The organism is Magnetococcales bacterium, assembly GCA_015228815.1.
In the GTDB taxonomy this organism is placed as follows: Bacteria; Pseudomonadota; Magnetococcia; order Magnetococcales; family UBA8363; genus UBA8363.
Map to the genome: position 1 here is coordinate 54,990 of JADGCV010000005.1, position 24,994 is coordinate 79,983.

Genomic DNA, 24,994 nt, shown 5'->3' on the forward strand with positions numbered 1-24,994 from the left:
CATGGGGGAGGAACGTGACGGCTATGGTTCTGTCCGGATCCGGTGGCGTTCCGTCCATTGCACCATTCCCAGTGCCCCCAGACCCGACAGGACGAAACCACCGACCAGTGGCATCACGGTGCCATCGTACATTTGGCCGATTCCGGATCCCAGCGACAGGGAGATCAACGAGGAGAGGGAACCGACGACGCTTGCGGCAACGCCTGCATGATGGCCCATTGGTTCCATGGCCAGTGCCGTCAGGTTGCCGAAGAGTATTCCCATGCAGAACAGACTGCTTCCCCCCCACGCCAGCCACCCGCCCAGGGGCAATGCGGTTCCCTGAGTCACCAGCAACAGCAGGACGCCTGTTGCGATGGTGGTCATCAGGATGAGGGCGCCCCGGACCAGACGTTGCATGCCCCATTTCATGACGAGGCGGGCATTGGTCACCGTCGCCGCTCCGACGCACAGGGCCAGGAGTCCGAAGTAGACCGGAAACCGTTCTTCCAGGGCATATTGTTTTTGCAGTATTTGCTGCACCGACACCAGGTAGCCGATAAAGGCGCCGAAGATCATCCCCATCGCCAGGGTATAGCCCAGGGTGATGCGGTTGTGGCAGGTGTTGTTGACTGTTGCGGCAAGTTGCCGGAGGGAGAACGGGCGCTGTTTTTCCGGGGGCAGGGTTTCCGGATGTCGCAGACCGAACCACGCCAGGACGATCAGGGCCAGGAGCAGCAGCACGGCGAAGAGAATCCGCCAACTGCCGATGGCAAGGAGTCCCTGTCCCAGGGCGGGGGCGAGGACCGGGACCAGGATGAACACCGTCATCACCAGCGACATGATCCGGGCCATCCGGCGTCCGGTATAGAGATCACGGACCAGGGCGATCGAGACGGTACGTGGACTGGCCACGCCGACGCCCTGAAGGAACCGTCCCATGAGCAAGGTCGCATATGTTTCCGCGAGCGCGGCCATGAGACACCCTGTCATGAAAAGGGTCAGGCCGGCGAAGATTGTCGGTTTGCGTCCGATGCTGTCCGACAGGGAACCGAAGAACAGTTGTCCGACCGAGAACCCGAAAAACAGGAAGGAGATGACCATTTGATTGTCGTTGGGATCGGTTGTCCCCAGATCATGGCCGATGATTTCCAGGGCGGGCAACATGACATCGATGGAGAGCGCGACCATGGAACTCATCAACGCGATCAGGGCGACAAATTCTCTCTGGCCGATTCCGGGGAGCGTGGTGGCGGGTGGTGGGGCGGAGGCGGTGGCGGGCATGGACCGGATCAAGGAAGAAGGCGTCTTGGAAGTTTTCCCGATCATGTCTCATCCTGGAGCCTTTGTCCATGCCGACTTCCATATGGAAATGCGGGCGCAAAAAAGCCGCCATGGCTGTTGGAGGCGGTTGTCCTCTGTTGGTGTTTGTGGAGGTGCTCAAACTCCGGCCCCGGGCATGTCCCGGATGGCGGGGGGGGCGAACGAAAATTTTCTCGAATCTGGATTTGGTTGTGGTATGCTGTTGGTGGCATCAATCCTGGATGGAGAAACCGTCATGGCCATTGCCACCTTTGACACTCTTGAATTTGTCGCGTCTCTTGAATCGTCCGGCTTCACCAAGGAGCAATCCAAGGGGATGGTGAACGCCTTCAAGAAGGCGCAAGACGTTCAATTGAAAGAACTGGCGGCTACCAAGGGTGATCTGAAGGAACTGGGGATGCGCATGGATGCCAAGTTTGAGAAAGAACTGGCCCCCATACGCGCAGACCTGTTGCTCATCAAATGGATGTTGGCCCTGGTGATCACGGCAACCGTGCTCCCCGCATTGAAGATGTTCTTTCCGAATTGACCGTTCAAGCCTGTCTCCTTTGAATTCTCTCTGGCCGATTCCGGGGAGCGTGGTGGAGGGGGGGAGGGCATGGAGCGGATCAAGGAAGAAGGCATCTTGGAGATTTTCCTGATCATGTCTCATCCTGGAGTCTTTGTCCATGCCGACTTCCATTCAGGACTGTTTGCGTGTATCCCAGGTTTGCTGCTGACACTGCCGACACATTTTAATTGTTATATGATGTTTCGTGATGTACCATGCGTACATGAGATGTCATGGAGTCAATGTACGACATTTCCTTTCGATAACTTCTGCCGACGATGGACAGCCATGAAATTCCCCAGAAAAAACGTTTTAAGGGGTGTGGGAAGCGTGTTCTGCCTTTGTCCGGAAATCGACTATTTTCACCTTGTTCCCGATTCCCCACGCGCCCAGATTGCCCATGCCTGGTTCGCCACGGGCCATGAGATCATGAAGGCGATGGATCAGTTTGAACATGAGCAGAAAGCGGCGGCAGGCCAATCTTCCACGGGCAAACCTTCCTATCGTGTCCGTTCGGGTGTTGCCAACCATGAAGTCCGGCCACCATCCCGGGAGCTGGTCCATGCGAATATCAGTTTCGAAGGCCCCATTCCGCCTCCGAGGATTATGGAGAAATACGAGGAACTTGTTCCAGGTTCCGCGGATCGTATTCTTCGCATGGCGGAAAAGTCTGTCGATTTTCAGCATTCGATGACAAGAGACGCCCTGTCGCTTCAGGCGAACGATACCCGAAGGGGCCAATGGTTTGCCTTCCTGGTTGCCTTTGGCGCCCTTGTGGCTGGAGTGATTGCCATCCCGACGGGCAACCCTGGAACGGGGGCTGCGATCATTTCCACGACATTGGCCGGTGGAATCGGAACTTTCATCATCAGCAGGAGAAATGACGACCCTCCCGAGACGCCCAGGCGCGACGATTCACAGGGGTAACCCCCGGTGTGGGCATGTCTTCTCTGGCGGAGGCAGCGGCGAAGGCGATGACGGCGCGGATATCCTCCACCCCCACCGAGGGGAATCCCGCCACTATGTCCTTGGGGGTGCAACCATCCTCCAGACTGGCCAGGATGGTGCGCAGGGTGACACGGGTGCCTTTGATGATCGGTGTGCCACCGCAGATGTCGGGTCGCTGACGATACGAGCGTTATAGTCCATGACGTGAGTTTCATTTTGCACGGGGTTGGAAAATTCGGGGACATGATTATTTTTTTGCGGAAAGGCCAATCTTCCCTTCCCTAAAAAGGCTTCGACTGGGAATCATCCTGGGATGATGATCCGGGAGGAGGGCAGGGAGGGATGGGGTGTCTTATTCTTCACCGTCCGCCAGGGTGACGATGGCCTGGGCCCAGAGGACATAGTTTAGACGGGCCAGATCCTTGATGGTCTTGACATTGAAGGCGCTCTTGAGCAGAACGGCGTCCTGGTCACTGACCCCTTGCAGGGCTGAAACAGGTGCATCCACGAGTTGTTTCAAGGATTTTTTTTCGTAGGCCTTGTCCAGAAACGCATTGATGTTCATGAGTGGATCCTCCTTGTCCTGGAAGAGGTCAATGGCCGGTTTCGGCGTGACGGTTCATGGTTGGGTTCCGAGGGGGGGGCTGCCTTTCCCAAGGCTGCATGTGCCACGAAGAAAGGCAGCCCCGGAATCATCCATTGGAAACAGGGGATTCTTCAACAATGTCGAAGAGAAAATCGATCATTCCCAATTGGCGTGTTTGCTGCACAGATTGCTGAGTTGCGCTCCCGCTTCGGACTCGGAAAATTTGGCGAGCCCACCACGGAAATTATCTGGGGTTTCATTCCAAAGGCAGGTGCAGAACGCAGTCGCCTTCGATTGACCGGGCACGGGGCTCGGTTCGTCACCGCCGGTCCACTTGTTCGTGGAATAGGCGACGCAATTCTTGAATTGACCATCATCGGTGGGGGTGTTGTAATCGGTATAGGCAAACGCGGCGCCACTCTGCATCAACAGAGCCAGTCCTAACACGGAAACTCCAACCTTCTTCATAAAACCTCCATGAGCGCATACATAACAAAGATGAAAGACCATACGAAGTTGCCGAAATGGCCATGATTACGCCAGAAATAGGACCATCGAAACTTCGTATTGCTTCCTATTAAGGAGCGAAAGGTTTCATTTGTCAATGGAGATCGCTGTCGAGCCGACTCTGTATTCTTGAAAAAATCCGGGAGCAACAGTGTTTCATATGCTGTAAAGATGTCATAAAGACAGTACATGGAAGGGGGATGATGGTTCGGGAAACAGGGGAATGGCATATGAGATGATGGAGGTTATTGGGTAAAAGGGTTCTCTCTAACTCTAAGGAAGGCTGCCGCGGCGCAGGGTGGCATTCCACTGGCCGCCAGAGCCTGGAGCTTCATCGCAGTAGGACCATTCGCCCCAGAGGCGGTTTCCGTCGTCGGATGATCGCCAGGTGAGCCGGCCCCAATAGCGGGTGCCGACCTGTGGGGTATGGCAACGCCGTTCGGAGGTGGGTTGCAACCAGAGAAGACGCAGCGATCCATCTTCCGCGACCTGGCCGGCCAGGGTTCCCTGATAATTGGTATAGCGGCCACTGACCGATCCGTCGGGGTTGATGTCCAGGTGAACCGGGCCGAAATCGGAATTCCAGTCGCTGCCGCGTCCCCAGGCGGTTTGGCTGACCGCGACGAAGGACAGGGATGCCAGCGCGACCATGGTCCATTTTATGTTCATGCGACAGACTCCTGTCATGGATTGGCGACGTAACGGGACAGGGGGTTCGGATGTTGCCGAATCCCTTCCGGAAATGGGTCTCGTGGTATCTTCCATGATATACTCAAACCGCAGGTAGTATGCCAAAATCGGTCCGTTCTGGCAACGGGCATTCGAAAGTGCGGATCGGGCTAAGAAGTGTGCCAGGATTGACTTTCATGGTACCTCTTAAAGGATGATTCGAGGAGGCTGTCATGGATGCCTGGATGAAAATGGGGGCAGGGGGTTGGTGTTGCCGGTGGCGTTTCCAGGCTTCAAGAAATCCCTGCTCCAGATGTCCGGCGAAGATACGTCCGTTGAAGATTGGGCTTTCAGGGACCAACTGGTGCAGGCGGTGACGCAGTTGTTGTCGTTGTCGATGGTCCTGGGCCAGCGTCATGGCCAGGCGTTCATAATCGGCCAGGCTGGTGGTGACCAGTTGCGGCAATCCCAGGTGAATGAGCAGGCTGGCCGCCACGCGACCGGGAAAGGTGGATCCCAGGCATGTCAGGACGGGACACCCCCCCCACAGGGCATCGCTGGCGGTTGTGTGGGCGCCGCAGGGAAGGGTGTCCAGGAACAGATCGGCCAGGCGGTAGCGGGCAAGATGTTGCGCCAGGGGGAGGCGGGGGGCAAAAATCACCCGTTGGGGGTCGATACCGCAGGACGCGACCATGGCATGCAACCGCTTCATGGCGTAGGGGTGAAACGCCAACAGCCACAGGACGCTTTCGGGGATTCGTTGGAGCAGCCGCAGCCACAGGGTCAGAAATTCCGGGGTGATTTTGGCGCTTTGATTGAAACAGCAAAAGACCATTCCCCGCTCGGGCAACCCTGCCTGGCGGCGGGACAGGGGATCCGGGGCGATTGGGCGGTGGGAATCGTTGACCTGGTAGCCGTGCGGTAGCCGGATGGGGTGTTCGTCGAAGAAGGGTTCATGTTCGGGGGGCAGGACGATGGTGTCGGCGATGATATAATCCATGAAGCGGGCCCCCATGGTCCCTGGAAATCCCAGATAGTTGACCTGGAGGGGAGCGGGACGCAGGGCCAGGACTCGTGGTCGGGCATCGCGGGTGTACCCTTTGAGGTCCACCAGAATGTCGATGCCATCCTGGCGTATTTTTTCGGCCAGGGCTTCGTCGGACAGGTGACCGCCGTCGAAAAAATGATCGAAGGCGCGGTACAGACGATCTCTCAGGGGACTGTGATCTTCGGGCCCCACGGAATAGGCCGAGATTTGGAACCGGTCGCGATCGTGCGATTCGAACAGTTCCGCCGCCAGGACACTGGTGGCATGTTGGTGAAAGTCCGCCGAAAGATAGCCGACATGCACCCGTTGCCGAGGCATGGAAGGAGGGACGCAGCGGGGCGGAAGCGGGGTGATCGCAGTCACAAGGCGTTTGCTGTGGTTGCGCGCCGCTTTTTGCAGTTCGGCAGGATTTTGGCAGATGAATACCAGCAGATAGGGATCGATGTCGCCGGCATTCTGGTGGATCATGGCGCCGAGACGGGTGATGGCCCGATCCAGGCGTTCATCCCAGGAGCAGATTTGCAGTTTGTGGAAAATAAACTGGGTCAGGGTATCGCCGCGGTTGGGGGCGAGGGACAGCGCCCGCGCGAAGGCGGCAACCGCCTGTTCCATCTCTTCCAGTCTGGAGTAGGCCAGCCCCAGGTTGTGCCAGGCCAGGTCGTGGCCCGGATCCTGGGCGACGCAGATACGATAGGCCTGGGCCGCCTCGTCGAAACGTTTTTGCGCCGAAAGGACCACGCCAAGACCGTTCAAGGCTTCGACATGGTGGGGATCGATGGCGAGGGCGTGGCGCAGGGTGTGTTCCGCGTCTTTTGATCGGCGTTTGACATGCCAGATCATGGCCAGGTTGGTCAAGGCCCCCAAATGGTTCGGTTCTCCACCAAGAATGTCCTGATACCCCTTGAGGGCACGTTCCAGATCGCCGCGTTGATGCTCTTTCAGGACGCTGGCAAAGGTGTTCGGCATGAATTGTCAACAGAGGGGCTTGAGTTCATCGATCCTGAGGATATGATCGATTTCATTCGTTTTCATTCCCAGCGCCATCGGTTGCCGTATTCCGGGCAGTGTGGCCACGTCATAGAGTTCCTCGACGACTCCTTCGAGAATCAGGCTGTGCGAGGCGTCGCCGGTGGTGGTGTGAACGACCTGGAGACCGCAACGGGGCTGAATCCGTTCTTTTTCCAACCGTTCATTCAATGGCAGGCCGTTGAAGGTGCTGTTGTGGCGTGGTTTGGACATGCCAATGACCGCATGATTGCCCACAAAGGCAAGACCACGCAAAAAGCCGGGACAAAAGGCCAGGGGTTGAAATGTTTTTGTGTCCGGATCGACGGATCCCACCTCTCCCGTGCCCGCATTGAGCAGCCATACCCGTCCGCGATGCCAGCGGGGAGAATGCGGCATGGACAGACCTTCGCACAGGATTTCATTGGTGACGACATCCATGAGCACTCCGGCGCCGATCCGGTCTTCCCGCCACCCTTCCACCACGTTGGAACGGCGCACCAGGGTGGCGTAACGAGGGTGTCCGGTTTCATCCAACGCCAGGCCGTTAAGATGGCAACGGTCTTCCGCCGCCAGACGGTTGATGAACGGTGGCATCCAGAAGGGGCGGAAGGAATGGTCATGACCCAGGCTGGCGAAACAATTGAACAAGGTTACGGCAAAGACCGGGGTCTGATCGTTCATGATGGCCATGTCATGAACATCGATATCGCCGGTGGTGTGGCTTGCCATGGGGACATACAGGGCGTCATGACCTTCGTGCAACTGGCCGGGATCGAGAATGTTGACAAAACGCCACAGTTGATGGCGGGTGGCGAGCCACAGGGTTCGTTGTTGGACGGCCAATCCCATGCATCGGTCGAAACTGCGTTCGAAGACCGACAGGTTGCCGTCCGGTTTGATGCCGATGAAAAATATTTTTCCCGCCTGATAGGTGGTAAAGGCCAGACTGACCTGTTCTCCCTGCAACCAGCGTGTGAACAGACGGGAACCTTTGATGCTCAGTGTCGGGGGCGACTCGTTCTCAGGGGTATTCATAAGGAGTGCTCTGGCATCCATTGCTCGGGAAGGTTGGGCTGGAACAGGTCAAACTCATGGCGTTCTCCTCCATCCATGGCGGTCAGACCCCAGCCGGGATCCGGATGAACTTCCACCAGGTCGCCGTATCCGGGAGGCATCGTTCCTTCCATGGATTGAACAGGATACCACAAGGACTGGACGGAATCATTGGTGGTTTGTGGAGGGGGGGGGCTGATTGAGGTCAACAGGTTGAACAAGAGCTTATCGAACACCTCCGGATCCATGGTTCGAGGGTCTTCGGGGGGGGCTGTGTCGGAAAGAGTGGCCTCGGGACGATGAAGAAAAGAAACCTCGGCCAGGTGTCCGTGTTGACCCTGATCGTCGATGAAAGAACCATCGGTCAAAATCTGGTTTCCTTCCCGCCATGAACCGTTGACGGTGGTCTCCAGGGCGAGGGTGGCGATTCCTTTTTGCGCGAGTGTGGTCAATTCTTCCGGGTCTGATATTCCATCCTGGTTTTGATCCTGCCATACCAGAAGATCGGCATAAGCGAGGTCCAGGGCGTCGAGCAGGTGGTTGTGGTCGTCATCCAACCGGGAGAGGGCTGCCATGCCTGAAGGGGTATCGGGGAACATACGCTCCGAAAACAGTTCGGTGGCATCGTCGATGCGGCCATTATCGTTGCGATCCCAGGCCAGCAGGGCATCTCCGGGACCGACCCAGCCGGTGGTCTGGGGTTGTCCCGTCAGGGCCATGTCAAAGCGGACCCCTCGTTCGAGACCGACCAGATCGAGGCCGTCGCCGGTCAGATCCAGGACGATGGGATCGAGGGCAGTGGCAATGTCGGCGTCCACCAATAGAGAAACACCTCCCTGAACATATTGGTGGTACACCTGACTGTCGATGGTGCTGAAATTGGCGGTGTAGTTCCAGCCGGTGCCGATATGGAGTGTATCGTTGCCATCCCCCATGATGCGCAGGTCCGAGCCGGCACCGGCGATCTGACTGACGTGTCGTGCTGTCAGGGTCAGGGTATGCGCACCACTTCCCGATTGCAGGTCGATGAGTTCGATGTCGTGGATGCGGTTGGCCTGGCCTGTGGTCGTCAGATTGAGATGGAAGCCCGTACCCTCCAGGCGCAAGGTGTCGGTGTTGCCGCCACCATCGATTTTTCTGAAGGTGGCATCGGAAATGGCTAAAATATCGTTACCCGCCCCTCCGACCAGCACATCCGCGCCCCCACTGCCCGTCAGAATGTCATCTCCCAACCCGCCACGCAGAATATCGGCCCCGGTTGTGCCACTGATGGTCTGGGCTGTGGTGAAGGCATTGGTAAAATTGCCGCCGAAGAAAATGTACGAAGCGCCTGAATCGCTGCCACCCGGGTCGGCACGATGAGCGCCTACGATCAAATCGTCAAACCCGTCGCCATTGACATCTCCGGCACCACTGAATCCATAACCACTCCTATCCCCCACTGCCACCCCATCCAGTCGAAACCCATCAATGCCATTCAGTGTGGAAAGATCCAGTTGGGATACAAAACCTTCAGGCTTGCCGAAAATTATATAACTCGCTCCGGAATCGCTGCCACCCGGGTCGGCGAGAAAAGCGCCCACGATCAGATCATCAAATCCATCGCCATTGACATCCCCGGCAATATTCACCGGAAAACCACTTTGATCACCGGCGGCATTACCATCCAGTCGAAACCCATTGCTGCCGTCCAGCGTGGAAAGATCCATCTGGGAGACAAACCCAGAAGCTTTGCCAAAGATTATATAACTCGCTCCGGAATCGCTGCCACCCGGGTCGGCACCATGAGCGCCGACGATCAGATCATCAAACCCATCGCCATTGACATCTCCGGCACCACCGGTCGAGTTGCCACTATGGTCCCCAGTTGTTACCCCATCCAGTCGAAATCCATTGCTGCCGTCCAGCGTGGAAAGATCCATCTGGGAGACAAACCCAGAAGCTTTGCCAAAGATTATATAACTCGCTCCGGAATCGCTGCCACCCGGGTCGGCACCATGAGCGCCGACGATCAGATCATCAAACCCATCGCCATTGACATCTCCGACATTGCTCACCCTGCAATTGTAGTCATTTGCTGCTACGCCATCCAACCGAAACCCATTATTTCCGTCCAGGGTGGAAAGATCCATTTGAGACAGGAATCCACTTGCCTTGCCAAAAACCACATAACTCGCGCCGGAATTGCTGCCACCCACGTCGGCGAAATTACTTCCCAAGAAAAGATCGTCAAACCCATCACCATTGATATCTCCCGTACCTTTTACAGGACGACCGTTCCAGTCATTCACGGCCACTCCGTCCAGCCGAAATCCATTGCTGCCGTCCAGCGTGGAAAGATCCATCTGGGAGACAAATCCAGAAGCTTTGCCAAAAATTACATAACTCGCTCCGGAATCGCTGCCACCTGGATCAGCACCCTCAGCTCCGACAATCAGATCGTCAAACCCATCGCCATTGACATCTCCGGCCTTGCTCACCGATACACCACTAGTGTCCCCTGCCGCTGCCCCATCCAACCGAAATCCATTACTACCGTCCAACGTAGAAAGATCCCATTGGGAAACAAAACCACCAGCCTTGCCAAAAATCACATAACTCGCTCCGGAATAGCTGCCACCTGGGTCGGCTGCACGGGCACCTATAATGACATCATCAAACCCGTCGCCATTGACATCTCCGGCAGTACTCACCCATCGACCACTGTAGTCACCCGCCGCCACCCCATCCAGGCGAAATCCGTTCGTCCCATTCAGTGTCGAAAGTTGAATCGCCGATGAGACCTGTGTGGTGGCAATGTCCGAATCGACCAGAAGCAGGTTGCTATCTTTTTGATATAGGTCATAAGTTTGACTGTCTACCGTGGTTTGGTTGGCGGTGTAGGACCATGCGGTGGTCAGGAGTACCCGGTCGGCGGCGTTACCTTTCACATGCAAGGTTTGTCCGGTCCCGGTGATTTGGCTGATGCGGGCAGCGACATCGATGATCAGGCGATTGCCGGTCCCCAGCTCGATGGTTTCAATATCTTGAATCCGATTGCTCATCCCGGTTGCGGCAAGATTCAGGGTCCACGAGGATCCATCCAATCGCAAGGTATCGCTGCCGCCACCGCCATCGATTTTTTTGAATGTGGCATCGGAGATGGCCAGGGTGTCGTTACCTGCCCCTCCGATCAATACATCCGCGCCACCGCTACCGGTCAGGGTGTCGTTGCCCAACTCTCCACGCAAAACATCAGCTCCGGTCGTGCCGGTGATGGTCTTGGCGGTGGTGGATACGCCCGCAAGGTTGCCACCGAAAACGACATAACTTGCCCCGGAATCACTGCTACCCATGTCGGCTCGATAGGCACCAATGATCAGATCGTCAAAGCCATCGCCATTGAGATCTCCGGCATCGCTGACCGCATGACCGCTCCAGTCAGCAGTTGCTTCTCCGTCGAGTCGAAATCCGCTACTGCCATTGAGGGTGGACAGATCGAGTTGGGGGGCAAAGTTGCTCGCTTTGCCAAACACGACATAACTTGAACCAGATTTACTACTACCATTTGGGTCGGCATAGTCGGCACCAATGATCAGATCGTCGAAGCCATCGCCATTGAGGTCTCCGGCGCCACTGACCGAAAAACCGCTTCGGTCATAGGCTGTGGCGCCATCAAGGCGAAATCCGTTGCTGCCATCGAGGGTGGACAGATCGAGTTGCGAATCAAATACACCCGCTTTGCCGAAAACAACATAACTTGAACCGGATTGTGTGCCACCACCCGGATTGGCCTTATAGGCACCGATAATCAGGTCGTCAAAGCCGTCGCCATTGACATCCCCGGCACTGCTGACCGAACGACCGCTCCAGTCATTATCAACCTTTCCATCAAGTCGGAACCCGTTGGCGCCATCGAGGGTGGACAGGTTGAATTGTGAGGCAAAGCCAATCGCTTTGCCAAAAATGACATAACTCGCTCCGGGATAAAAGCCCGAACCGGCCCAAGGGGCACCCACGATCAGATCGTTGAAGCCATCGCCATTGACATCTCCGGCACTGCTGACTGAACGACCGCTAAAATCACTACCAGCCACCCCATCGAGACGAAACCCATTGTTGCCGTTAAGGGTGGACAGATCGAGTTGCGAGTCAAAGCCATCCGCTTTGCCGAAAACTACATAGCTTGAACCGGACCGACTTCTGTTATTTGGGTCGGCAGCATAGGCACCAATGATCAGGTCGTCAAAGCCATCGCCATTGATGTCTCCGGCGTTGCTGACCGAACGACCGCTCTGGTCAAAGGATGCTCCTCCGTCCAGTCGAAACCCGTTGCTGCCGTCAAGGGTGGAAAGACCGATTTGCGTGGCAAAGCTCGCCTTGCCGAAAATGATATAACTTGCACCAGAACTGGTGCCACCCGGATCGGCATAAACGGCACCGATGATCAGGTCGTCGAAGCCATCGCCATTGACGTCCCCGGCACCGCTGACCGATTGACCGCTCCGATCGCCAGTCCCCACCGCATTCACCCCATCGAGACGAAATCCGTTGCTGCCGTTAATGGTGGAAAGATCCAGTTGCGAATCAAAGCCACTCGACTTGCCAAACACGACATAACTTGAACCGGAATCGGTGCCACCAAAATCCGCCAGCCTGGCGCCAACGATCAGATCGTCAAAACCATCGCCATTGACATCTCCGGCGCTGCTGACTGAATAACCGCTCAAATCCTGGGTCGCCGCCCCATCAAGGCGAAATCCATTGCTGCCGTTGAGGGTGGCGAGTTGCAGTGTGGCGGGTTGAATGGAAGAGACCAGCGTGACCTCAATATCCGCATCGACCAGCAACCGGTTGCCATCCTTCTGGTACAGATCGTAGGTTTGACCGCCCTCCGTGGCATGGTTGGCGGTGTGGGACCAGCCCGTGGTCAAAACCACCCGGTCGGAGGCGTCTCCTTTCACGGACAAGGTTTGTCCGGTTCCGGTGATCTGGCTGATGCGGGCGGCGGTATCGACCAACAGGAAATTGTGGGTTCCCAGATCGATGGTTTCGATCTCCTGGATTCGGTTGCTCATCCCGGTTGTGGCAAGATTCAATGTCACACCGGTCCCATCCAGCCTCAAGGTGTCGCTGCTTCCACCGCCATCGATTTTTTTGAAGGTCGCATCGTCGACGACCAAAATATCGTTGCCCGCGCCACCGATCAGCACGTCCGCGCCACCGTTGCCTGTCAGGGTGTCGTTGCCCAGACCTCCAATCAGAATATCGGTTCCGGTCGTACCGGTCGGAGTCAGGGCGATGGTGGCAGCACCCGTAAAATTTTTGCCGAAAACGACATAACCAGCTCCGGAATCCGTGCCGCCCGGGTCGGCTCCATGGGCGCCAATGATCAGATCATCAAACCCATCGCTATTGATGTCTCCGGCACTGCTGACTGAAATACCGCTCTGGTCCGAAGCCGCCACCCCATCGAGGCGAAATCCGCTGTTGCTGTCAAGCATGAACAGATCGAGTTGCGAGGCAAATCCACTCGCTTTGCCAAACATGACATAACTTGTTCCGGAATTTTCGTCAGCCAAGTCGGATCCATTGGCGCCAATGATCAGATCGTCAAATCCATCGCCATTGACGTCTCCGGCACTGCTGACCGAACGACCGCTCCAATCCAAGGTTGCCGTTCCATTGAGACGAAATCCATTGCTGCCGTCGAGGGTGGCAAGATTGAGTTGGGAAACAAATCCACTTGCCTTGCCGAAGACAATATAACTTGATCCGGAATCAACAATGCCACCCGGATCGGCGCCATGGGCACCCACGATCAGATCGTCAAAGCCATCGCCATTGATGTCTCCGGCACTGCTGACCGAAAAACCGCTCTGATCCGAGGCCGCTCCATAGATGCGAAATCCGTTGTTGTCACCAAGGGCGGCAAGGCTGAGTTGGGAAACAAATCCACTCGCCTTGCCGAAGATGACATGACTTGATCCGGATTGACTGCCAATGATCAGATCGTCAAAGCCATCGCCATTGACATCCCCGGCGTTGCTGACCGAAAAACCGCTCTGATCCGAAGTCGCCGCCCCATCGAGGCGAAATCCGTTGCTGCCATCGAGGAGGTTGAGTTGGGAAACAAATCCACTCGCCTTGCCAAACACGACATAACTTGCCCCGGATTCATTGCCACCACCCGGGTTGGCTTTGGAGGCGCCAATGATCAGATCGTCGAAGCCATCGCCATTGATGTCTCCGGCGCTGCTGACCGAACGACCGCTCAAATCATTGGCCGCTACCCCGCCGAGGCGAAACCCGTTGCCGTCGTTGATGGCAGACAGATTGAGTTGGGAAACAAAGCCACTCGCTTTGCCAAAGATGACATAACTTGCTCCGGAGGCAGAATCGGAACCCAGAGCACCAACGATCAGGTCGTCGAAGCCATCGCCATTGATGTCTCCGGCGTTGCTGACCGAAACACCGCTCCCATCACCAGCCGCCACCCCATCGAGACGAAATCCATTGCTGCCACCGAGGGTAGACAAATCGAGTTGGAAATCAAAGCCATTTGCTTTGCCAAAGATGATATAACTTGTTCCTGAATTTGTACCACCCGACCCGGAATCGGAACCAAGAGCACCCACGATCAGGTCGTCGAAGCCATCGCCATTGATGTCTCCGGCGTTGCTGACCGAATAACCGCTTCCGTCACCAGCTGCCACTCCATCGAGCCGAAACCCGTTGCTGCCATCCAGGGTGGAAAGTTGAACCACTGGTTGTCCCTGTGTGATTGCAATATCCGCATCGACCAGCAACCGGTTGCCATCCTTTTGATAAAGATCGTAGGTTTGACCTCCCTCCGTGGTATGGTTGGCGGTATGTGTCCAGCCTGTGGTCAGGCCAATCTGGTCGGAGGCATTGCCTTTCACATGCAAGGTTTGTCCGGTCCCGGTGATTTGGCTGATGCGGGCAGCGACATCGATGATCAGGCGATTGCCGGTCCCCAGCTCGATGGTTTCAATATCTTGAATCCGGTTGGCGCTACCGATTGCGCCAAGATTCAACGTCGAACCAGTTCCGTCCAGCCTCAAGGTGTCGCTGCCGCCGCCGCCATCGATTTTTCTGAATGTCGTATCGGAAATGGCTAAAATATCGTCACCCGCCCCTCCGATCAGCACATCCGCGCCACCTCCACCCGTCAGGGTATCGTTGCCCAGACCGCCACGCAGAATATCGGTTCCGGTCGTACCGGTGACGGTCTTGGGCGTAGTGGATACGCCTGCAAGGTTGCCACCAAAAACGACATAACTTGCCCCGGAATGCACGCCGCCGCCTGCGTCGGCTCGATAGGTCCCAATGATCAGGTCGTCAAACCCATCGCCATTGAGATCTCCGGCATCGCTGACGGCATAACAGCTCCCATAAAAAGAGATGGCTTCTCCGTCAAGTCGAAATCCGTTGCTGCCGTTGAGGGTGGACAGATCGAGTTGCGCGGCAAAATGGTTCGCTTTGCCGAAAATGACATAACTTGAACCAGACGTGCCGTATACATGTCTCATCCCGACAAGCAGATCGTCAAAGCCATCGCCATTGAGGTCTCCGGCACCGCTGACCGAAAAACCGCTATTGTCAATGACCGCTGCCCCATCAAGACGAAATCCGTTGCTGCCATCGAGGGTGGACAGATCGAGTTGCGAATCAAATACACCCGCTTTGCCGAAAACGACATAACTTGCACCGGATCGTGTGCCGCCACCCGGGTCTGCCCTATAGGCACCGATAATTATGTCGTCAAAGCCATCGCCGTTGATGTCTCCGGCACTGCTGACCGAACGACCGCTCCCGTCAGCATGAACTTCTCCATCAAGTCGGAACCCGTTGGTGCCATCGAGGGTGGACAGGTCGAATTGTGCGGCAAAGCCATTGATTTTTCCAAAAATAACGTAACTTTGTCCAGTGAAGCCTGGATAATAGTTCGAACCGGCCCAAGGGGCACCAAGGATCAGATCATCGAAGCCATCGCCATTGACGTCCCCGGCATCGCTGACCGAACGACCGCTCCAACCATCAGCCACCGCTCCATCAAGTCGAAATCCGTTACTGCCGTTGAGGGTGGACAGATCGAGTTGCGAATCAAATCCACCCGCATTGCCGAAAACCACATAACTTGAACCGGAAAGATTTTTGCCATTTGGGTCGGCAGCATAGGCGCCGATGATCAGATCGTTAAAGCCATCGCCATTGACATCTCCGGCGCTGCTGACCGAACGACCACTTCGATCTTCGGTCGATACCCCATCAAGGCGAAATCCATTGCTGCCGTCGAGGGTGGAAAGATTGATTTGCGCGGCGAAGTTCGCCGTGCCGAAGATGATATAACTTGACCCGGAGTTGGTGCGACCCGGATCGGCATAAGTAGCCCCCACGATCAGGTCGTCGAAGCCATCGCCGTTAACGTCCCCGGCACCGCTGACCGAATGACCGCTCCGATCGTTAACCTCGATCTGATTCACTCCATCGAGGCGAAATCCGTTGCTGCCGTCAATGGTGGAAAGATCAAGTTGCGAATCAAAGCCATTCGACTTGCCAAACACGACATAACTTGAGCCGGAATTGTAGCCGCCAAAATCTGCCAGCCTGGCGCCAACGATCAGATCGTCAAAACCATCGCCATTGACATCTCCGGCGCTGCTGACTGAATAACCGCTCAAATCCCGGGTCGCCGCCCCATCAAGGCGAAATCCATTGCTGCCGTTGAGGGTGGCGAGTTGCAGTGTGGCGGGTTGAATGGAAGAGACCAGCGTGACCTCAATATCCGCATCGACCAGCAACCGGTTGCCATCCTTCTGGTACAGATCGTAGGTTTGACCGCCCTCCGTGGCATGGTTGGCGGTGTGGGACCAGCCCGTGGTCAAAACCACCCGGTCGGAGGCGTCTCCTTTCACGGACAAGGTTTGTCCGGTTCCGGTGATCTGGCTGATGCGGGCGGCGGTATCGACCAACAGGAAATTGTGGGTTCCCAGATCGATGGTTTCGATCTCCTGGATTCGGTTGCTCATCCCGGTTGTGGCAAGATTCAATGTCACACCGGTCCCATCCAGCCTCAAGGTGTCGCTGCTTCCACCGCCATCGATTTTTTTGAAGGTCGCATCGTCGACGACCAAAATATCGTTGCCCGCGCCACCGATCAGCACGTCCGCGCCACCGTTGCCTGTCAGGGTGTCGTTGCCCAGACCTCCAATCAGAATATCGGTTCCGGTCGTACCGGTCGGAGTCAGGGCAATGGTGGCAGCACCCGTAAAATTTTTGCCGAAAACGACATAACCAGCTCCGGAATCCGTGCCGCCCGGGTCGGCTCCATGGGCGCCAATGATCAGATCATCAAACCCATCGCTATTGATGTCTCCGGCACTGCGGACTGAAATACCGCTCTGGTCCGAAGCTTCTGCCCCATCGAGGCGAAATCCGCTGTCGCTGTCAATCGTGGACAGGTCGATTTGCGTGGCAAATCCACTCGCTTTGCCAAATAGAACATGGCTTGATCCGGAATCCCCGCCATTCGGGTCGGCTCCATGGGCGCCAATGATCAGATCATCAAACCCATCGCCATTGACGTCTCCGGCACGGCTGACCGATCGACCGCTCCAATCCTGGGCCGCCACCCCATCAAGACGAAATCCATTGCTGCCGTCGAGGGTGGCAAGACTGAGTTGCGAAACAAAGCCGCTTGCCTTGCCGAACACGACATAAGTCGCCCCGGAATCCCCGCCACCCACGTCGGCCCAATGGGCGCCAATGATCAGATCGTCAAATCCGTCGCCATTGATGTCTCCGGCACTGCCGACCGATCGACCACTCCGATCCGAAGTCGCCGCTCCATCGAGACGAAATCCATTGCTGCCGTCGAGGGCGGCAAGACTGAGTTGGGAAACAAATCCACCTGCTTTGCCGAAGACAACATAACTTGAGCCGGAATCACTGGCCGACCCGGCCCCGTAGGCGCCGATGATCAGGTCGTCAAACCCATCGCCATTGACGTCTCCGGCACTGCCGACCGAAAAACCACTCCAATCATCAACCGCTACCCCATCGAGGCGAAATCCATTGTTGCCATCGAGGGTGGACAGATCCAGTTGCGAACCAAAGCTGCCCGCTTTGCCAAATACGATATAACTGGCCCCGGAATCATGGCCAGCCGGACCGGCTCCGTATGCCCCAATGATCAAATCGTCGAACCCATCGCCGTTGACGTCCCCGGCACTGCCGACCGAAAAACCGCTCCAATCATCAACCGCTACTCCATCGAGACGAAATCCGTTACTGCCGTTCAGCGTGGACAGATCGATGTGCGCATCGAAGCCACCCGCTTTGCCAAACACGACATGACTGGCTCCGGACGCATCGCCACCCGGATCGGCTCCGTATGCCCCAATGATCAGGTCGTCGAAGCCGTCGCCATTGAGATCACCCGCGTTGCTGACCGAAATACCGCTCCGATCCGAAGCTGCCGCCCCGTCGAGGCGAAATCCGTTACTGCCGTCAAGGGTGGACAGATCCAGTTGCGAATCAAATCCACCCGCTTTGCCAAACACGACATGACTGGCTCCGGACGCATCGCCATTCAGGTCGGTCCCGTATGCGCCGATAATCAGGTCGTCAAAACCGTCGCCATTGACATCTCCGGCATTGCTGACCGAACGACCGCTTCGATCACCTGCCTCTGCCCCATCGAGGCGAAATCCGTCGCTGCCGTCAAGGGTGGAGAGTTGAATGATGCGGCGTTGAATTGTCTGTTGTTCCCACGGGACAACAAGATCTGCATCGACCAGCAACCGATTGCCATTTTTTTCGTACAGATCGTAGGTTTGACCTTCCTCCGTGGTATGGTTGGTGGTGCGAGACCATGTGGACAGGCCAGTAATCCGGTCGGAGGCGTTTCCTTTGACCTGGAGGGTACGTCCGGTCCCGGTGATTTGGCTGATGCGGGCAGAGGTATCGATGTTCAGGATATTGCCCGTCCCCAGATCGATGGTTTCGATGTCCTGGATGCGGTTGCTGATCCCGGTTGCGCCAAGGTCCAGCGTCAAACCGGTCCCCTCCAGCCTCAGGGTATCGTTGCCGCCGCCGCCATCGATTTTATTGAATGTCGCATCGGCGACGACCAGAATATCGTCACCCGCCGCACCGATCAGCACATCCGCGCCACCTCTGCCTGTCAGGAGGTCGTCCCCCAACCCGCCACGCAAAAGATCGGCCCCGGTTGTTCCGGGGACGGTCTGGGGCGTGGTGGATATGCCCGAAAGATTGCTACCGAAGATGACATAACTTGCTCCGAACCCGCCTCCATCTCTACCATCCGGGTTGGCCCAATCAGCTCCGACAAGCAGATCGTCGAAGCCATCGCCATTGACATCTCCGGCACTGCCGACCGAACGACCGCTCCAATCATCGGTCGCTGCCCCGGCGAGTCGAAATCCATCATTACGGTCAAGAGTGGCAAGATCAAGTTGCGAAACGAATCCAATGGCTTTTCCGAAAATGACATAACTTGATCCGGAATCACTGCCACCCGACTCGGAACGAAAAGCGCCAACGATCAGATCATCAAAACCATCACCATTGAAGTCTCCGGCGCCACTGACCGAAAAACCGCTTTGATCGCCTGCCGCTCCATCGAGGCGAAATCCGTTGTTGCCGTCAAGGGTGGAAAGATCGAGTTGGGAAGCAAAGCCACTCGACTTGCCAAATACGATATAACTTGACCCGGACAAATTGCCATTCGAGCCGGCTCCAAAGGCTCCGATGATCAGATCGTCGAAGCCATCGCCATTGATGTCTCCAGCTTTACGGACCGAAATACCGTTTTGATCATCTGCTGCCGCTCCATCGAGGCGAAACCCGTTGCTGCCATCAAGGGTGGACAGATCGAGTTGCGAAACAAATCCATCCTTCTTGCCAAACACGACATAACCTGCTCCGGAATGACTCCCCCCCACGTTGGCATGATCGGCACCGATGATCAGATCGTCGAAGCCATCGCCATTGACGTCTCCGGCACTGCTGACCGAACGACCGCTGTGGTCGCCCGATGCCGCTCCATCGAGACGAAATCCGTTGCTGCCGTCGAGGGCGGCAAGATTGAGTTGTGAAACAAAGCCATCCGCTTTGCCGAAAACGACATAACTTTTCCCGGACTGACAGCCACATTCGTCGGCTTTATAAGCGCCAATGATCAGATCATCGAAGCCATCGCCATTGAGGTCTCCGGCACTGCTGACCGAACGACCGCTATAGCCCGAAGCCAGCGCCCCATCGAGACGAAATCCGTTGCCACCGTCAAGGGTGGCAAGATTGAGTTGCGAAACAAAACCGTCCGCTTTGCCAAAAATGACATAACTTGAACCGGAATCGGTTCCACCCAGGTCAGCCATACGAGCGCCAACGATCAGGTCATCAAAGCCATCGCCATTGACGTCCCCGGCACTGCTGACCGAAATACCACTTTGGTCACCGGATGTTGCCCCATCAAGGCGAAATCCGTTGCTGCCATTGAGGGTGAACAGATCCAGTTGCGAAACAAAGCCATCTGCCTTGCCGAAAACTATGTAACTTGATCCGGACCAATGACCATTCGGGTTGGCTCCTCGGGCGCCAACGATCAGATCGTCAAAACCATCGCCGTTGACATCTCCGGCGCCACTGACCGAGTAACCGCTCCAATCATAGGCCGACACTCCATCAAGGCGAAATCCGTTGCTGCCATCGAGGGTGGAGAGTTGCAGGGTGGAGGTGTGAAGGGAGGATACCCATGTGATCTTGATATCCGCATCGATCAGCAATTGGTTGCCGTCCTTTTGATAAAGATCGTAGGTTCGGCCTTCATCCGCGTCCGTGGTACGGTCGGTGTGGGACCAGACGGTGGTCAGGATCACCCGGTCGGAGGCGTTTCCTTTGACCTGGAGGGTGCGCCCAGTTCCGGTGATTTGGCTGATGCGTGCGGCGGAATCGATCAAGAGAAGATTGTCGGTTTCCAGATCGATGGTTTCGATGTCCTGGATGCGATGGCTCATTCCGGTTGCGCCAAGATCCAGGATCAGGCCGGTGCCACTCAGCTTCAAGGTATCGTTGCCGCCGCCACCATCGATTTTCTGGAATATGGTCTCGGAGATGATCAGGGTGTCGTGGCCTGCCCCCCCGATCAATACATCCGCGCCACCGCCACCCGTCAGGATGTCGTTCCCCAAACCTCCACGAAAAAGATCGGCTCTGGTCGTACCGGTCGGAGTCAGGGCGATGGTGGCAACATCCGTAAAATTTTTGCCGAAAACGACATAACCCGCTCCGGAACTCGTGCCATTCGGGTCGGCCCCAGGGGCGCCGATGATCAGGTCATCGAAGCCATCGCCATTGACATCTCCGGCATTGCTGACCGAATGACCGCTCCAATCATAATCCATGACTCCATCGAGTCGAAGTCCGCTGTTGCGATTGAGGGTGACCAAATCGAATTGCGCGGCAAATCCACTCGCTTTGCCGAAGACAATATAACTTGATCCGGAATACCCGCCGCCCAGATCGGATCCAGGGGCGCCGATGATCAGATCGTCAAGACCATCACCATTGATGTCTCCGGCGCCGCCGACCGAAACGCCGCTCTGGTCCAGAACCATCGCCCCATCGATGCGAAATCCGTTGTTGCCATCGAGGGTGGACAGATCGAATTGTGTGGCAAATCCATTCGCTTTGCCAAACAGAACATAGCTTGCTCCGGAATCCTCGCCTTTCGGGTCGGATTCCGGAGCGCCGATCATCAGATCGTCAAACCCATCGCCATTGACGTCTCCGGCACTGCGGACCGAAACACTGCCCGATACCCCCTCGATGCGAAAGCCGTTGCTGCCGTCGAGGGTGGACAGATTGAATTGCGTGGCAAATCCACTTGCTTTGCCAAACACGACATAATTTGCACCGATGATCAGATCGTCAAACCCATCGCCATTGACGTCTCCGGCGCTGCGGACCGAAACACTGCCCGATACCCCCTCGATGCGAAAACCGTTGCTGCCGTCGAGGGTGGACAGATCCAGTTGCGACACAAATCCACTTGCCTTGCCAAACACGACATGATTTGCACCGATGATCAGATCGTCAAAACCATCGCCATTGAGGTCTCCGGCACTGCTGGCCGAAACACTGCCCGATACTCCCTCGATGCGAAAACCGTTGCTGCCGTCAAGGGTGGACAGATCCAGTTGCGACACAAATCCACTTGCCTTGCCAAACACGACATAATTTGCACCGATGATCAGATCGTCAAAACCATCCCCATTGGCATCTCCGGCACTGCTGACCGAAACACTGCTCCGATCATCCGCCGCCACCCCATTGAGGCTGAGGCGAAATCCATTGCTGCCATCGAGGGTGGATAGATCGAGTTGTGCGTTAAAGCCGCCCGCCCTGCCAAAGACAACATAACTTGATCCGGAATCATTGCCATTCAGGTCGGTCCCATAGGCGCCGATGATCAAATCGTCAAAACCATCGCCATTGACATCTCCGGCATTGCTGACCGAAACACCGCTATAGTCCAAGGCCGCCACCCCATTGAGGCGAAACCCGTCGTTGCCGTCAAGGGTGGAGAGTTTCGTGGTGAAGTCGTGAATCGTCGGTTGTTCCACCGTCACGGCAATGTCTGCATCGACCAGTAACAGGTTGCCATTTTTTTGATAAAGATCGAAGGATTGATCTTCCACCGTGGCATGGCTGGCTGTGTGGGACCAGCCTGTGGTCAGGATCACCTGGTCGGAGGCGTCTCCTTTGACCTGGAGGGTGCGTCCGGTCCCGGTGATTTGGCTGATGCGGGCAGCGGTATCGATGTTCAGGGTATTGTGGGTTCCCAGCTCGATGGTTTCGATGTCCTGGATGCGGTTGCCGATTCCGGTTGCGCCAAGGTCCAGCGTCAAACCGGTCCCATCCAGCCTCAGGGTATCGTTGCCGCCACCGCCATCGATTTTTTTGAATGTGACATCGGAGACGACCAGAATATCGTTACCCGCCCCCCCGATCAGCACATCCGCGCCACCTCCGCCCGTCAGGGTATCGTCTCCCAAACCGCCACGCAAAAGATTGGCTTCGATCGTTCCGACAATCACTGTTGGCGTGGAGGCGTGTCCTGTCAGGTTGCTGCCGAAAACGACATGACTGGCCCCGGAGTGACCGCCAGAGGGGTTGGCCCCATGGGCGCCGATGATCAGGTCGTCGAAGCCATCGCCATTGATGTCTCCGGCGCTGCTGACCGAACGACCGCTATAACCAAAGTTCTCTGTCCCATCGAGGCGGAAGCCCTTGCCGTTATCGAGGGCGGCAAGATTGAGGTGCGCGATAAACCCATCCGCCTTGCCGAAAAAGACATAACTTATTCCAGACTTGGTGAGTCCATCATGGTCGGCCTCATCGGCGCCAACGATCAAATCATCAAACCCATCGCCATTGAAGTCTCCGGCACTGCTGACCGAAATACCGCTCTGGTCAAAGGCTTCCGCTCCATCAAGACGAAACCCGTTGTTGCCGTCAAGGGTGGACAGATCGAGTTGCGAATCAAATCCACCCGCTTTGCCGAAGATGACATAATTTGATCCAGAACTGCTCCCACCCAGGTCGGCCCGAGGAGCGCCAACAATCAGATCGTCAAACCCATCGCCATTGACATCGCCGGCGCCACTGACCGAAAAACCGCTCTGGTCGCCGTCCGTCCCAGCGAGACGAAATCCGTTGTTACCGTCGAGGGTGGCAAGATTGAGTTGCGAAACAAATCCACCCGCTTTGCCAAACACGACATAACTTGAATCTGCCGCGTGGGCGCCAATGATCCAATCATCGAAGCCATCGCCGTTGAGATCCCCGGCGCTTTTGACCGAAAAACCGCTTCTGTCATCGGTTGTTCCATCGAGGCGAAACCCGTTGTCGCCGTCAAGGGTGGACAGATCGAGTTGTGCAACGAATCCGCCTGCCTTGCCGAAGATGATATAACTTGATCCGGAATGATTCCCACCCCGGTCGGATCCAGAGGCGCCGATGATCAGGTCGTCAAAGCCATCGCCATTGACATCCCCGGCACTGCTGGCCGGAATGCCGCTCCAATCATGAGCCGCCGCCCCATCGAGACGAAATCCGTTGCTGCCGTCGAGGGTGGACAGATCAAGTTGCGAAGCAAATCCACCCGCCTTGCCGAAAATGACATAACCTGCTCCGGAATTGTTTCCACCCACGTCGGCATAAAGGGCGCCGATGATCAGGTCATCGAAGCCATCGCCATTGATGTCTCCGGCACTGCCGACCGAACGACCGTTTTGGTCCCCGGTTGCCACCCCATCGAGGCGAAACCCGTTGCTGCCATCGAGGGTGGACAGATCAAGTTGCGAAGCAAATCCACCCGCTTTGCCAAACACGACATAACTCGCTCCGGACTCACTGCCATTCGGGTCGGCTTTATAGGCGCCAATGATCAGATCGTCAAAGCCATCGCCATTGACATCTCCGGCGTTGCTGACCGAAAAACCACTATAATCACCGGCTGCCACCCCATCGATGCGAAATCCGTTGCTGCCATCGAGGGTGGACAGTTGAATGACGGATCGGGGAAGGATGGTGATGGCATTGGAGGCCAGGGTTTCATTTGTGCCATGGCCATCGGTATAGGAAACCATGAGGCGGATCGATCTGGCGACATCGGAATCTTTTGAACTGTAGATGGCCTCGGTGGCCCCGACGATGGCGCTCCAGGTCGTTCCCTCATCGCCGGAACGTTGCCACTGCCAGGACAGGGTTCCCAGACCATCTTCATCAGCAATGGTACCGGTGTCGGTGATCAGAAGACCACCTGCCACGCTGTTTCCAGAAATGACCACCGTTCCCGTGGGGGAATCGTTGATATTGGCGACAGGGTTGGTAACCGCGCTTGCGACCTGTTCCGCAACCCCATGACCATCGGTATACCGGGCAACCACGGTGAGGGTCTGGCCGACATGCCTTTCCGTCAGAAGCAAGGTGTCGCCCGTGGCTCCGGGGAGTTCGATGCCGTTCGCCCGCCATTGATAGCCGACCGTTCCCAATCCCCCCGCGTCCGCCAGGGTATGGGTGACGGTCAATGTGTGTCCCTGCATCACCGTTCCATGAATGGTGATGGACCCTGTCGGGGGGCCATTGACATAAAACGGCGTGGTTGTCGATGGAGCAGACGGTTCCGTGATGTCGGACGACGTGGTCGTGGATGGCGTGAACAGATCCGTGATGTCGAACGACGTGGTCGTGGATGGAATGAACAGTTCCGTGATATCGAACGACGTGGTTG

Annotated in this window: 10 protein-coding genes and 4 pseudogenes; 2 read left to right on the plus strand and 12 right to left on the minus strand. The window is 56.5% G+C overall.

The genetic code is table 11. The features are described from left to right. Window positions 1–21: 21 nt before the first annotated feature. Window positions 22–1,263, minus strand: a complete 1,242-nt coding sequence (locus HQL76_03265; protein ID MBF0108181.1) for a multidrug effflux MFS transporter — start codon at window positions 1,261–1,263, stop codon at window positions 22–24. A 274-nt stretch (window positions 1,264–1,537) separates the two neighbouring features. On the opposite strand from HQL76_03265, the gene HQL76_03270 reads away from it, so the two are divergent. Together HQL76_03270 and HQL76_03275 are read left to right on the plus strand one after the other, a co-directional pair. Continuing rightward, a complete protein-coding gene (locus HQL76_03270) occupies window positions 1,538–1,831 on the plus strand; it encodes a DUF1640 domain-containing protein (protein ID MBF0108182.1) in 294 nt (97 codons plus the stop codon). A gap of 351 nt (window positions 1,832–2,182) precedes the next feature. After that, entirely contained in the window at window positions 2,183–2,779 is a 597-nt protein-coding gene (locus HQL76_03275; GenBank protein MBF0108183.1) for a DUF2335 domain-containing protein, read from the plus strand. On the opposite strand, the gene HQL76_03280 is transcribed toward HQL76_03275, so the two are convergent. From HQL76_03280 to HQL76_03330, 11 genes and pseudogenes are all read right to left on the minus strand, one after another. Continuing rightward, entirely contained in the window at window positions 2,721–2,966 is a 246-nt protein-coding gene (locus HQL76_03280) for a DUF433 domain-containing protein (protein ID MBF0108184.1), read from the minus strand. The genes HQL76_03275 and HQL76_03280 overlap by 59 nt on opposite strands. Window positions 2,967–3,152: 186 nt before the next feature. After that, a complete protein-coding gene (locus HQL76_03285) occupies window positions 3,153–3,365 on the minus strand; it encodes a hypothetical protein (GenBank protein ID MBF0108185.1) in 213 nt (70 codons plus the stop codon). A gap of 177 nt (window positions 3,366–3,542) precedes the next feature. Continuing rightward, entirely contained in the window at window positions 3,543–3,833 is a 291-nt protein-coding gene (locus HQL76_03290; GenBank protein MBF0108186.1) for a hypothetical protein, read from the minus strand. A gap of 333 nt (window positions 3,834–4,166) precedes the next feature. Further along, window positions 4,167–4,562 carry a hypothetical protein gene (locus tag HQL76_03295; GenBank protein ID MBF0108187.1) on the minus strand — a complete coding sequence of 132 codons (396 nt, stop codon included), beginning with the start codon at window positions 4,560–4,562 and terminating at the stop codon, window positions 4,167–4,169. Window positions 4,563–4,665: 103 nt separating this feature from the next. Then, window positions 4,666–6,576, minus strand: a complete 1,911-nt coding sequence (locus HQL76_03300) for a tetratricopeptide repeat protein (GenBank protein ID MBF0108188.1) — start codon at window positions 6,574–6,576, stop codon at window positions 4,666–4,668. Window positions 6,577–6,582: 6 nt separating this feature from the next. Beyond that, a complete protein-coding gene (locus HQL76_03305) occupies window positions 6,583–7,653 on the minus strand; it encodes a TIGR03032 family protein (GenBank protein MBF0108189.1) in 1,071 nt (356 codons plus the stop codon). Further along, window positions 7,650–12,728, minus strand: coding sequence for an FG-GAP repeat protein (locus HQL76_03310; protein MBF0108190.1), 5,079 nt, complete (start codon window positions 12,726–12,728; stop codon window positions 7,650–7,652). The genes HQL76_03305 and HQL76_03310 overlap by 4 nt, the downstream gene beginning before the upstream one ends. A 249-nt stretch (window positions 12,729–12,977) precedes the next feature. Then, a pseudogene (locus HQL76_03315) lies at window positions 12,978–14,417 on the minus strand (FG-GAP repeat protein). Between the two features lie 372 nt (window positions 14,418–14,789). Beyond that, window positions 14,790–16,433, minus strand: a pseudogene (locus HQL76_03320) (FG-GAP repeat protein). Window positions 16,434–16,805: 372 nt separating this feature from the next. Then, window positions 16,806–18,890: pseudogene (locus HQL76_03325) on the minus strand (FG-GAP repeat protein). Between the two features lie 1,665 nt (window positions 18,891–20,555). Then, window positions 20,556–24,350, minus strand: a pseudogene (locus HQL76_03330) (FG-GAP repeat protein). Between the last annotated feature and the right edge of the window lie 644 nt (window positions 24,351–24,994).